Origin of the sequence: Aquibium pacificum (assembly GCF_040839445.1) — a bacterium.
Lineage (GTDB): Bacteria > Pseudomonadota > Alphaproteobacteria > Rhizobiales > Rhizobiaceae > Aquibium > Aquibium pacificus.
In genome coordinates this window covers 1-11,949 of sequence record NZ_JBDPGJ010000016.1, presented here as the reverse complement: position 1 = coordinate 11,949, position 11,949 = coordinate 1, and the positions used below count along the sequence as shown (strand labels likewise).

General features: G+C 60.6%; 12 protein-coding genes. 1 reads left to right on the top strand and 11 read right to left on the bottom strand.

The genetic code is table 11. The features are described 5' to 3' along the window. A partial coding sequence (locus ABGN05_RS29835; protein ID WP_367957674.1) for an acyclic terpene utilization AtuA family protein occupies positions 1-171 on the top strand: 171 nt, incomplete at its 5' end. A gap of 308 nt (positions 172-479) precedes the next feature. On the opposite strand, the gene ABGN05_RS29830 is transcribed toward ABGN05_RS29835, so the two are convergent. The 11 genes from ABGN05_RS29830 to ABGN05_RS29780 all read right to left on the bottom strand — a co-directional run. After that, on the bottom strand, positions 480-851 hold the full coding sequence (locus tag ABGN05_RS29830; RefSeq protein ID WP_367957673.1) for a transposase: 372 nt from the start codon (positions 849-851) through the stop codon (positions 480-482). Positions 852-1,410: 559 nt separating this feature from the next. Beyond that, the gene (locus ABGN05_RS29825; protein ID WP_367957672.1) at positions 1,411-2,997 is read right to left on the bottom strand and encodes an acyl-CoA carboxylase subunit beta; all 1,587 of its coding nucleotides are present in this window, start codon (positions 2,995-2,997) and stop codon (positions 1,411-1,413) included. An 8-nt stretch (positions 2,998-3,005) separates the two neighbouring features. Continuing rightward, complete coding sequence (locus ABGN05_RS29820) at positions 3,006-3,515, bottom strand: biotin/lipoyl-containing protein (RefSeq protein WP_367957671.1); 510 nt, start codon at positions 3,513-3,515, stop codon at positions 3,006-3,008. Continuing rightward, entirely contained in the window at positions 3,515-4,987 is a 1,473-nt protein-coding gene (locus tag ABGN05_RS29815) for an acetyl-CoA carboxylase biotin carboxylase subunit (protein ID WP_367957670.1), read from the bottom strand. Before ABGN05_RS29815 ends, ABGN05_RS29820 begins: the two co-directional genes overlap by 1 nt. Before the next feature lie 77 nt (positions 4,988-5,064). Then, positions 5,065-6,255 carry an ABC transporter substrate-binding protein gene (locus ABGN05_RS29810; protein ID WP_367957669.1) on the bottom strand — a complete coding sequence of 397 codons (1,191 nt, stop codon included), beginning with the start codon at positions 6,253-6,255 and terminating at the stop codon, positions 5,065-5,067. A gap of 58 nt (positions 6,256-6,313) precedes the next feature. Further along, positions 6,314-7,351, bottom strand: coding sequence for a branched-chain amino acid ABC transporter permease (locus tag ABGN05_RS29805; RefSeq protein ID WP_367957668.1), 1,038 nt, complete (start codon positions 7,349-7,351; stop codon positions 6,314-6,316). 3 nt (positions 7,352-7,354) lie between these two features. Next, positions 7,355-8,227, bottom strand: a complete 873-nt coding sequence (locus ABGN05_RS29800) for a branched-chain amino acid ABC transporter permease (protein WP_257810445.1) — start codon at positions 8,225-8,227, stop codon at positions 7,355-7,357. A gap of 10 nt (positions 8,228-8,237) precedes the next feature. Next, positions 8,238-10,085, bottom strand: coding sequence for an AMP-dependent synthetase/ligase (locus ABGN05_RS29795; RefSeq protein WP_367957667.1), 1,848 nt, complete (start codon positions 10,083-10,085; stop codon positions 8,238-8,240). Beyond that, the gene (locus ABGN05_RS29790; RefSeq protein ID WP_367957666.1) at positions 10,060-10,872 is read right to left on the bottom strand and encodes an ABC transporter ATP-binding protein; all 813 of its coding nucleotides are present in this window, start codon (positions 10,870-10,872) and stop codon (positions 10,060-10,062) included. The genes ABGN05_RS29795 and ABGN05_RS29790 overlap by 26 nt, the downstream gene beginning before the upstream one ends. Continuing rightward, on the bottom strand, positions 10,869-11,660 hold the full coding sequence (locus tag ABGN05_RS29785; protein WP_367957665.1) for an ABC transporter ATP-binding protein: 792 nt from the start codon (positions 11,658-11,660) through the stop codon (positions 10,869-10,871). Before ABGN05_RS29785 ends, ABGN05_RS29790 begins: the two co-directional genes overlap by 4 nt. Next, positions 11,647-11,949, bottom strand: a 303-nt coding sequence (locus tag ABGN05_RS29780; protein WP_367957664.1) for an AtuA-related protein, incomplete at its 5' end; no start/stop codon positions are given. The genes ABGN05_RS29785 and ABGN05_RS29780, both read right to left, overlap by 14 nt.

Below are 11,949 nucleotides of genomic sequence, written 5' to 3'. Positions count from 1 at the left end.
GGATGCGCGTCCGGCTTCTGGGGGGATACGCCCGAAGCGGTTGGGCAATTGGTCTCCCGGGGCGACATCGATTATCTGGTCTTCGACTATCTCGCCGAGATCACGATGTCGCTGCTTGCGCGGGCGCTTAGGCACGCTATAGCGCGACAATCTGGGAGAGACTCCGTATGATGATGTCCCACCACGTTCTCTAATCGCTTTTGTCAACGAGTTCCTTTCTTTCCGCTGATGCAGCGTCTGCCGGGCTCAGGGTTCTCTCCGGGGTCGATCGGAAGGATCGCCCTAGTCTGGCACATGCTCACCAAGGAGAAGGAGTATATGTGGGCTCGGCCAAGCTTGGTCGCTCACAAGGTGCGCGGAATGGAGCTGCAGGCGGGGAAGATGCAGAGGAAGGGCAATGCATGTAGGCCAACCTATGCCTACCACGTGAAGGAACTGCGGCATCAGGAGATGAACATCGCCCGAAAGCCCGAGGAGAGTTACGAGCACTTCGCGGGCGCCTCAATCCGGGCAAGGCTTGAATAGGCTGCTCGGCGGCGCTTGCAGCCGATGCACCGCGCTTCTCCACGAGGTCGCCCGCGCATAAAGCGCTTGTCGATCTCATCCGTAGTATACAAGATTCGGCGTACGTCAAAAGGAAAGGCGTAGAAGGGCACGACCTCGCTCCAGGCGCGACGCCAACTCTGGCGATGGCCGGATAGCGGCGCCCCCAGATACCTTCCTCGAAGGCGCCGATTGCCGCTTCTCCGGCGACGGCGTCGAACACGATAGATGTTCTTCAGCGCGCCGGCGACCGGCTTGCGATCCTTGCGGGAGACGAAGTCGAGGCTGTGTCGCATCAGATCTGACATAACCTTTTCCCCGGAATCAGTGTCAGCCATTCCTCGCGCGGCCTCGCGCGCGTCCTGCGTCGGATACCTATTCGAACGGCGGATCGGCCAAATCCCGGCGCGACACCAGTCTTACCATAAGCGTAGGCCGTAGCATCCGTGATGCGCCAGTCCGTGCTGGGAACCCGACCATCCTCGCAGGAACCTCCAGCCACCGATGCAAAGACTGGCCGGAAATGGTGCAGCGGGAAACCGCTGCATCCTTCTTGTCGATCACACACCTCGTGGATAAAGATTTGCACGCCCAGTCCAAGGATGCCAAGGATAGAGAAGCTCGCGCTAAAAACCGGTCCCGTGGGCGTTCCGTCGTCGACTTGTATAACGAGGTGCACCCGCATGGGGCGATCGGGCGCAATCCGATCTCTTGCTCAATCCCGACGGCGCCACCAGCACGCCGTCGTGAAATGGCCGGGAAAACTCTCGCTTCCGGCGGTCCAGAGAACGGGACCGGAGCAAAACTTGGGGCGGACTCCAATCCACGGTTGAGGAGAAATCCCTCCGGCAGATCACGACCTGTGCCTTACATTCTGTAGACGCCATAATGCGGCGCACCTGGGCTGACGCCCGCCGCACAGGTCAGCGCGATGCCCAGCATGTTTCGGGTGTCCAGCGGGTCGATGATGCCATCGTCGTAGAGCCGCGATGTGAACCAATAGGCCGAGGTTTCGTTTTCCGCCTTGGCGCGCACGCGGTCGCGCAATTCCTGCACCACCTCGTCGCTGAGATCGGGGTCGGCGCGGCGCATCTGTGCCAGCTTGACATCGCCAAGGGTGCGCGCGGCCTGTTCCGGCCCCATCACTCCCATCTGAGCATTGGGCCATGTCATGAGAAGCCGTGGATCCCATGCCCGCCCGCACATTCCATAATACCCGGCCCCGAATGCGCCAGAGGTCAGCACCGTCAGTTTTGGCACTTCGGAGCCGGCCTGTGCCATCAGCATCTTGGCCCCGTCCTTAGTGATACCGCGTTCCTCGTATTCGCGGCCAATCATGTAGCCGGTGGTGTTCTGCAGGAAAATCAGCGGCGTGCCGGTCTGGTTGCAAAGCTGAATGAAATGCGCGGCCTTCAGCGAGCTGTCGTTGAACAGCACGCCGTTATTGCCGAGAATGCCGACCTTGCAGCCCCAGATGCGGGCATATCCCGTCACCAGCGTGATGCCGTAATTTGGCTGGTATTCGTGAAAACGCGAACCATCGACGATGCGGGCAATGACTTCGCGCATGTCAAACCGCACGCGGTAGTCGGTCGGCACGATGCCGTAGATTTCCCTTGGATCGTAGTAGGGCTCTTCGGGGGCCGCCCAGTCGAAGGCGCGGGGTTTGCGCGGAAAGGTGGCGACGATTTCCCGCGCCAGCAGGATTCCAGCCTCTTCGGTATCCACCGGATAATCACCGGTGCCCGAGATCGACGTGTGCATGTCGGCCCCGCCCAGATCGTTGACCGAAACCTCTTCGCCGGTGGCGGCCTTGACCAGGGGCGGACCGCCCAGGAAGATCGCGCCGGTGCCGCGGACGATGATGGTATATTCACACAGCCCGGGCACATAGGCCCCGCCGGCGGTGCAATGGCCACAGACGATGGCGACCTGCGGTATGCCTTTCTTCGACAGGATGCACTGGTTGCGGAACACTCGCCCGCCCGGCGCAAAGACGCCTGACATTTCCTCAAGATAGCCGCCCGCGCTGTCGCAGATATGCACGACCGGCAGGTTGTTTTCCAAGGCGAATTCCAGCGCACGCACGATCTTCGGCACCGACATGGGATACCAGGCCCCGCCCTTGTTGGAGCTATCGTCGGCATGGATCACGACTTCGCGTCCGGAAATCACCCCGACACCGGTGATGACGTTGGCCCCCGGTGCCTGACCGTCATAGAGATCATACGCCGCCAACGTCGAGAATTCCAGAAACGGCGTGCCGGGGTCCAGCAGAAGCTCCAACCGCTGGCGCGCGAGCATCTTGTTCTGACGCTTCAGCCGGTCAAGATCGCGCTGGGGGCGGTCATAGCGGACCTTGTCCTGCAAGTCGTGGAACCGTTTCACCACGGCTTGCATTTTCTCAGAGGCTGCCTTGAACTCGGCTGAGTCCGGGCGGATCTGGGATTGCATTCGGCGCATCAGCTGGCGTCCTTCAGCGGTTCGAAACCAATCAACACCACTTTACCGTCGAAACTATCGCCGGGGGCAAAATGCACCTCGGAAACGACACCATCACGCGGTGCGGTGATGGTGGTTTCCAATTTCATGCTTTCGATCACCATAAGGGCCTGGCCCTCGGTTACGGCATCGCCCGCGGCTACCGAGACGGAGATCACGGCACCCGGCATCGGTGCAATCATCCGGTCCTGCGGGGCACCGCCGTCGGCCTGGCCCAGGGTTTGCGACGGATCGGTGCGCCCGATCTCATAGGCGCGGCCGTCGAGGTGCACGAATGTGGCCTCTTCCCCCACGGCGATCCGCAGCGCGATACTGGTGCCATTCAGATCCAGCGTAAAGGCGCCCTTGCCGGGCGCGGTCGTGAGGGCGCAGGGGATTTCACGATCGCCCAAGTGCAACACATGGAATTGCCCGACCGAGGCCAGCCAGACCGGGATTTCCTCTCCGTGGACTTCAAGAATACGGCGCATCAGTTTCTCCACCCCCCCATCATTCGATAAATCGCGGGCACGCTCTCGACGGCCTGCACAAGGCGCGCGTCGGACAGTGCGGTGGCGGCCAGCAGGATGTCGGTAGAGGAGGCGTCGGGGGCACGTTTCAGCGCGTCTGCTTCCTCGTCCAGAAACCCGGTCGACAGGTCGCCGAACCCGAACCTTGGATGCTCAAGGATCGCATAGAGGTAGCCCAGGTTGGTCGTGACGCCCAGAATGACATAATCCAGCGCCGCGCGGCGGGCGCGCGCGATGGCCTCGGCCCGGTCGCGGCCGTGCACGATCAGCTTGGACAGCATCGGGTCGAAATCGGTGGTGACCTTGCCGCCCTCCAGAATGCCGCTGTCGACCCGCACGCCGGGTCCGGCGGGCTCCTCCATCAACAGGATGTTGCCGATCGCGGGGCGGAAATCGGCATCCGCATCCTCGGCGCAGACGCGCAGTTCGATCGAATGGCCGGTCTGGTGGATGTCGTCCTGCTGCAGTCCCAGCGGCTCGCCGGCTGCAATGCGCAACTGTTCGGCAACCAGATCGAAACCCGTGACCATTTCGGTGACGGGATGTTCGACCTGAAGCCTCGTGTTCATCTCGAGGAAATAGAACCGGCTATCGTTGGCATAGATGAACTCGACCGTGCCGGCGCCGCGATAGTTCACCGCCCGCGCGATGCCCGCTGCGGCCTCGCAGATTTCCTCGCGCTGGCCGGGTCTCAGGGCGGGGGAGGGGGTTTCCTCGATGATCTTCTGGAACCGGCGCTGGATCGAGCATTCGCGCTCCCAGAGATGGACAACGTTTCCCTGACCGTCGCCCATCACTTGCACTTCGATATGGCGCGGGTTTTCGATATAGGTTTCGACAAACAGCCGGCCGTCGCCGAAATAGCGTTCGCCCTCGCGGCGGGCGGTTTCGATCTCTGCCCGCAGACGGGCATCCTCGCGCACGATGCGCATTCCCTTGCCGCCGCCGCCGGCAGAGGGCTTGATCAGCAGCGGATAGCCCACAGCGCGGGCGCGCTCGACGAAATCGCCCGGATTGTCATCCTCGATGGCGGAAGGCGCCACCGGAAAGCCGCGTTCCGCGACGAAATTGCGGGCGCGCACCTTGTCGCCCATCAGGTCAATGACCTCCGCAGTCGGTCCGACAAAGATGATCCCTGCTTCGTCCAGCGCTTTGACGAAGGCCGCGTTCTCGGCCAGAAACCCGTAGCCGGGATGCACGGAGTCGGCGCCGATATGCCGTGCGGCCTGGACGATCTGGCCGATATCCAGATAGGCCGCGACCGGGGTTGGTCCGTCGATGGTCACGACCTGGTCGGCAATTGCGTGTGCCGGTGCGTCCACCTCGGCGGGATGACGCAGCACGGCGGTCTTGATGCCGATGGCGCGGGCGGTGCGCACCACGCGCGCGGCAATCTCTCCTCGATTCGCCACAAGAAGCTTGGTGATGCTCATATCCGCGGGTCTTTCTGCTTGGCCTTGCCGCCCCCAATGCCGTGTCGGCACGGGGGCGGCGTTGTCATGTTAGCTGATCATTCGATTTCCATACGCTCAGACACGATGGTGAAGTCCTTCTTGTCCGCGTTGGACTGCAGAACGATCACCGCCGTGGGCGCGTGACGGTTACCTTTGCCATAGGTGACGGGCCCCAGCAGGCCATCGGTTTCGAACCCGTCCAGACCTTCCAGTTTTTCAATCACGCAGGCCCGGGTCAGGTCAGCGCCGCATTCGGCCATCGCGTGCTCGAAAATCAGCGCCCCGGCATAGCCCGCCAGCGAGTACCGGTTCAGCGAATTTCGTTCGTCCTCGCTGAGGTATGTGTTGGCCAGTTCCATGAACTTCGCCACACCTGGAACCTCAAGCGAGGTCAGCGCGGGCACATAGTCCGCCGCATAATAGCCGTCACCTGCACTGCCAGCCAACGCCTGAACCGGGGTCAGATGCGCGGAATGGGCGCCGAGGAACGTGATATCCATCCGGTTCTTGGCGGCTTCCTTCAGCATAATCGAGTGTTCGGCAACGACGCCGCCGGATACCAGCACGGTCACGCCTGCGGCCCGTGCCCGTAGCATTTCGGCCGAGAAATCCTTCTGGCCGCGCTTGAATTCCAGCTCCAGAACATTGTTGAGCCCGTATTTCTTGACCCCTTCGAGATAGCCGCAGCGCACATCGTCGCCAAATTCATCATCCTGAAAGGCGATCGCGTATTTGCCGTCTTTCAGACCCAGTTCTTCGACGAGGTAAGTCATGCCGGCGGCAATTTCCTGGCAATAGGTTGGTCCGACCACGAACAACGGGTTCAACGGCGGGTTGAAATGGTGCGAGTTCACCGCCATGTTGTTGAGTGTCGGGATGCCGAGCTCGTTGATCATGGGCATCATAGCCGCCAGCTGCGCGCTGCCGGAGGTGCCGATCAGCCCGAAGATGTCATCGACCTCAACCATCTTCTTCAGCGCCTGAAGCGAGCGTGCCGGGACATATCCGTCATCCTCGAACACGATCTCGACCTTGCGGCCGTTGATGCCGCCACGGGCATTCACGTCATCCTGCCAGACTTGCAGCGCCAGCCTGTGCGCCTTGCCCAGCAGGCTGGGCGGGCCTGTCAGCGGGTCCACGGCACCCAGTACGACCTTGTCGTCGGTGACGCCGGGTTCCGCCATTGCACCGACGGCTCCGGCCACCAGGAGGGTGGCTGAAAGCGCCCCTTTCAAAATCCAGTTCATTCTCATTCTCATTCTCACTTCTCCCCTTTTTGTGGCCCGTCCTCCCGGGCCGTTCGCATCAGTATCTGAATGGCCAGTTGACCCAACGGTTCTTGTATTCGCGGTAGATCCCCATCAGCCCGTCCGGCTCGAACCGCAGGAAGAGTACGATGGTCAGACCGTAAAGGAACCCTTTCAGTTCCAGCGCCGACAGCGACCCGAGCGTCCCGCCTAGCGAGCTGAACGCATAGTTCAGGAGTTCGGCCAGCCCTACGACGAACACCACGCCGATCACCGCCCCGGCGGTGGACCCGAGGCCGCCAACGATGATCATGGACACAGCTTCGATCGAGATGACGAGGCTAAAGCTGTCCACGTTCACGAAACGGATATGATAGGCCATCAGCGCCCCGGCCACGCCCGCGTAAGAAGAACTGACGACAAAGGCATAAAGCTTGTATCGCGCCACCGGGACGCCCATCGCGCGCGCTGCGATATCCTGTTCCCGTATCGCCAGAAAGGCACGGCCGATGCGGCTGCGCTTGATGTTGGCCGACCCCAGGACGGCCAGCGTCAGAACCGCCAGGATCAGGTAGTAAAACGACTTATCGGTATCCAGTACCATGCCGAAGATCGCCGGCTTGGGTGTCGAGATGCCAGACGACCCATGCGTGATGCTTTCGGCGCTGAGGATGACATGGGTAATGATGATGGTAAATGCGAGCGTAGTGATCGCCAGATACAGCCCCTTCAGGCGCAGCGATGGTATCCCGACCAACAGCCCGAAAGCCCCCGCCATCAGAGCGCCCGCCGGAAGGCACAACCACAGCGGCATGTTGTAATCTGCCGAGAGGATGGCCGCAGTATAGCCGCCCACCGCAAGAAACCCGGCCTGACCGAAGGAAATCAGGCCCGTCGTACCGGTCAGAAGGTTCAGGCCGATTACCCCGATCGCGGTAATTAACATACCGTTGACCAGCGACGTCACGTGATTGCTCAACACGAACGGCGCCGCCAGCGACATGATGACCAACGCCCAAGTCCAATAGGCCTGCGTCGGGTTGCGGATCAGCGAGATCAGCTCGCCATAGCTCTCTTGAAAGACACCTGTCCGCATAGCTCACACCCTCTCGATCTCGGGCGTGCCGAACAGCCCGTAGGGGCGGATCATCAGAACTACCAGAATGACGAGGAAGCCGGAAATCTCCTTCAGCCCGCGCCCGATATAGCCTTCGGACATGTTCTCCAGCAGACCGATGAAAACGCCGGAGATCGCCGCACCGAACACCGAGTCCAGACCGCCGAGAATAACCGCCGGAAAGGCGCGCAGCCCTTGCGTCCACATATCCGGCCCCAGGCCATAGATCGTTCCCAGCAGCACGCCGGCAATCCCGGCAATGACCGCCGCAATGGCCCAGGCCAGGGCGTAAACATACGTCACGTTGATCCCCATCAGCAGCGCGGTGGTTTCGCGCGCGGCCGTGGCCCGCATGGCGACGCCCGTGCGCGAAAACCGCAGGAAAACCCACATGCCGATCACGCAAAGCGCAAGCAGACCGATAGCATAGAGCTGCGACGTATAAAGGAAAACCAGGCCGATCTCGACGCCACTGTCACCGATGTCGGTGGGCAGAACCAGCGGGTCGGCCCCCCAGATCATCACCACTAGGGCGCGTATCATCACCGCCAGCCCGATGGTGACCATCACGGTTGAAAAGACGTCTTGCCCCAGCATCGGGCGGATGAAAATCCGCTCGATCAACAGGCCGACAACCGCCGAAAGCACGACGCAAACCGCCAGCAACCCCCAGAACGGCAGGGTCCAGGAACGTGCTATCGCGAAAGCCATGTATGATATCAGCATCATGACTTCGCCCTGGGCAAAATTGACGACGCTGGTCGCCTTGAAGATCAGAGCATAGCCCATTCCGATCAGGCCATAGATCACGCCGATGGCAATCCCCGAAACGCAGAGCAAAATGAAATAGTCCATGCTGTTCCCCCTAGGCGTAGATTTCCGCCATCTCGGCTTCGAACCTTGTCTCGATGACGTTGCGCCGCACCTTCTGGGTGGCCGTCAGTTCGCCGTCGTCATGGTCGAGCTGCTTTTTCAGAAGCACGAATTTTCGAATGTTTTCCACGCGTGCGAAGGTGTCATTCACCCGTGCCACCTCCTTGGCGATGAGTTCCCTGACCTCATCCAGGCTGGAAAGGTGGCTGAACGTGGTATAGGCGAGGCCTTGCGCCTGAGCCCACTTGCCGACGGTATCGTAGTCAATCTGGAGCAATGCCCCGAGGAAGTTACGCCCCTCGCCGACCACGATCGCCTCAGAGATGTAGATCGAATCCTTCAGGGCGTTTTCAATTTCAGACGGTGTGATGTTCTTGCCGCCCGACGTGATGATGATGGATTTCTTCCGGTCGACGATGGCGATTTCGCCGTTATCCAGCTGTTCAACCACATCGCCGGTCTGCAACCAGCCATCAATGATGGTTTCGGCCGTGGCCTTTTCATTGTCGAGATAGCCCAGAAAGACGCTGGGGTGCTTGATCTCCAGTTCGCCATCTTCGGCTATCCTGTATTGCAGGCCCGGCGCGGGAACACCCGCTGCCCCGACCGTTGCCTTGTCGGCATTCTGGAAGAACGCCAGACCCCCCGATTCGGTCATGCCATAGACCTGATAGAGCGGCACGCCGATCACCCGGAAAAACCGGACGACCTCGGGCGAGATGGATGCGCCGCCGACGAAGCTGCAATGCACCTTGTCGATCCCCATGAAACGCTTGAGCGGGTTGAAAACCAGGATCTTGGCTACAAAATGCTTGACGCGCTCGACCGGGTTCAGTTGTTGGCCGGCCTCGATCTTGCGGAAATGCGCCTGTCCCAGGTCCAGCCCCCAGTTGTAAACCCGCCGGGCCATGGGCCGCGCATCCTGAATTCGGATCGACGCGCTGTACTGGAGCTTTTCCCAGATGCGCGGGACGCCCAGAAACACCCGTGGTGCAATTTCGCGTAGGTTGACCTGTACCGTGTCGATGGATTCGGCAAAATTCACGGCGCCGCCGATCATCAGGCTGAGAATGGTGGAGAATACACGTTCGGCCACATGGCAAAGCGGCAGGTAGCAGACCACCGAATACCGATCGCGTGTCAGATTGAACTGATCTATCAGCGGATAAGACGCCACAAGCAGGTTGCGGTGCGACAACATTGCGCCTTTCGGCGGGCCGGTGGTGCCTGACGTATAGACCACAACCGCCGGATCGTCGGGCTTGCCCGCATTGACGCAATCGAGGAAGAAATCGGCGTCGTCGATGTGGCCCGAGGCATGATCCAGCCCTTCCTGCACCACTTCGTCAAACGATTTGAGGCGCGTGCGGTCATAATTGCGCATCCCCTTCATGTCGACGCACACGATCAGCTTGAGGTTGGGAAAGGCACCTTCGATCGCTTCGGCATTCAGCACCTTGTCGACCTGTTCCTGATCCCCGCATACGATGATGCTGCTCTTGGAATGCCTAAGGATATAGTTGAGTTCGCGCCAGGGATTGGTCGGATAGACCCCGACCGTCATGCCACCCAGCGCCTGCGCGGCGATGTCGGAATACAGCCATTCCGGCGTGTCTTCGCTGGCGATGGCCAGACGATCGCCGCGCCCGAACCCCCTGATGTGGAGGCCCAGGGCAAAGCCCCGCACTTTGGCAAAATATTCGGCCCAGGTGACCCGGTTCCAGATCCCGAGGTCCTTTTCCCGGATCGCCAGTTCATCAGGAATGGTACCGGCCCAGTGCAGCAACAGTTGCGGAAGGGTGATATTGCCGTCCTCAAAGCGCTGGTTCAGATCGTCCATCAACCCGCCCCCATGCTTCTTCCAGTTTGTGCCCGAGATAGGCTTCGATCACACGCGGATCGGCCCGGATTTCATCCGGCGTGCCATAGGCGATGCGCTCGCCGAAATTCATCACGCCGATATGGTCGGAAATATCCGTGACAATACCAATGTCGTGCTCGATCATCATCACCGTGATATCCAGTTCCTCCCGGAGATCGAGGATAAAGCGGGCGATGTCCTCGGTCTCCTCGGCGTTCATGCCCGAAACCATTTCATCGAGTAGCAAGAGTTTGGGTTCGGTGGCCAGGGCACGGCCCAGTTCGACCCTTTTCTGCAACCCGTAGGCCAGAGCACCAACCGGCATGTCGCGGACATGCTGGATTTCGAGAAAGTCTATGATCTCCTCGACCCGTTTGCGGTGGGCCCGCTCCTGCGCCCGCGTGGTTGGCCCGAAAATCAGCCCTCCCAGAACGCTTGTATTAATGTGGCTGTGGCGCCCCACCAGAATGTTATCAACAACGCTGGCATGCTTGAACACCGCCAGGTTCTGGAAGGTGCGCCCCATTCCAAGGGAGGCAATCTTGTGCGGCGCTGTACGTGTGATGTCCTTGCCATCCAAAGTGATCGTGCCCGACGTGACCGGAAGAACCCGGCTGATCATGTTGAACATGGTGGTCTTGCCGGCGCCGTTCGGACCGATCAGGCTGAAGATCTCGCCCTTGAGGACCGGAAAGCTGACATCGTTGACTGCCGTCACACCGCCAAATTTCTTGACCAGATTGTCGACCTGCAAAAGCACGCTCATGACAGCCACCTCTTGCGTCTCTTGTAGTGTTTCACGTCCCGCATGTTGCGCCGATGGCCAGATTCGGAGAAGCCCAGGTAGAATTCCTTGACATCCTCGTTGCTCATCAGTTTCTGCGGCGTGCCATCCATCACCACTCGGCCGTTTTCGATGATATATCCGTAGCTTGCAATCGACAGCGCCAATTCGGCGTTCTGTTCCACCAGCAAGATCGAGACGTTGCTTTCCTTAACCAGACTGGTCACCGCGGCGAAGATTTCGGTGATGATCTGCGGGGCCAGGCCCAGGCTGGGCTCGTCTAGCATCAGCAGGCGCGGTCGCGACATCAGGGCGCGGCTGATCGCCACCATCTGCTGTTCCCCGCCCGACAGATAGCCGGCAATCGTGCCACGCTTCTCCTTGACGCGCGGGAAGATCGAGAAGACATAGTCCAGCGCCTCGGCCGCGGCCGCCCGGGTTCGGGTGATGCCGCCCATCATCAGGTTTTCCTCGACGGTCAGCGGCTCGAACAACTGGCGCCCCTCCGGCACCATGACGATGCCGTCGCGCACGATTTCGTCGGGCTTGCGGCCAATCAGGTTTTTGCCGTCAAAGCTGATCGTGCCGCCGATGATGTCGCCTTCTTCCGGGTACAAAACGCCGGCTATTCCCTTGAGGATTGTCGACTTGCCCGCCCCGTTCGACCCAAGAAGTGTGACGATCTGCCCCTGATCCACACTCAGCGATGCATCGCGCACGGCCTCGATCACGTTGTCGTAGACGATCTGGACGTTGTTAAGCGTCAGCATCTGCCATCTCCGCAAGCCCGTCGCGCGCGGGAAGCTCGGCCGGCACAGGTATTTGGATATCGAGGAGCATCTGTGCGAAGCCCTTGCCCTGCGGGTCGATCCTGACCGATGCGATGCCGCCGCCGCCCAGCGAGTCGTGCAGCAGGAAGTTCAGCGCATGAATGCCGGGCAGTTCGAACCGCTCGACCGGTCCGTTGCAGAGATGCGCAAAGTAGTCCTTCACGGTTTCTTCGGTCAGCGCCGAGCGGATATAGGGCAAATACTCGGGCTTGCGCGCGATCACGCCGAT

Excerpts from the sequence above, each read along its gene's own strand:
- ABGN05_RS29830 (WP_367957673.1), bottom strand. The coding sequence starts at position 851 with ATGTCAGATCTGATGCGACACAGCCTCGACTTCGTCTCCCGCAAGGAT.
- ABGN05_RS29825 (WP_367957672.1), bottom strand. The coding sequence starts at position 2,997 with ATGCAATCCCAGATCCGCCCGGACTCAGCCGAGTTCAAGGCAGCCTCT.
- ABGN05_RS29820 (WP_367957671.1), bottom strand. The coding sequence starts at position 3,515 with ATGCGCCGTATTCTTGAAGTCCACGGAGAGGAAATCCCGGTCTGGCTG.
- ABGN05_RS29815 (WP_367957670.1), bottom strand. The coding sequence starts at position 4,987 with ATGAGCATCACCAAGCTTCTTGTGGCGAATCGAGGAGAGATTGCCGCG.
- ABGN05_RS29810 (WP_367957669.1), bottom strand. The coding sequence starts at position 6,255 with ATGAACTGGATTTTGAAAGGGGCGCTTTCAGCCACCCTCCTGGTGGCC.
- ABGN05_RS29805 (WP_367957668.1), bottom strand. The coding sequence starts at position 7,351 with ATGCGGACAGGTGTCTTTCAAGAGAGCTATGGCGAGCTGATCTCGCTG.
- ABGN05_RS29800 (WP_257810445.1), bottom strand. The coding sequence starts at position 8,227 with ATGGACTATTTCATTTTGCTCTGCGTTTCGGGGATTGCCATCGGCGTG.
- ABGN05_RS29795 (WP_367957667.1), bottom strand. The coding sequence starts at position 10,085 with ATGGACGATCTGAACCAGCGCTTTGAGGACGGCAATATCACCCTTCCG.
- ABGN05_RS29790 (WP_367957666.1), bottom strand. The coding sequence starts at position 10,872 with ATGAGCGTGCTTTTGCAGGTCGACAATCTGGTCAAGAAATTTGGCGGT.
- ABGN05_RS29785 (WP_367957665.1), bottom strand. The coding sequence starts at position 11,660 with ATGCTGACGCTTAACAACGTCCAGATCGTCTACGACAACGTGATCGAG.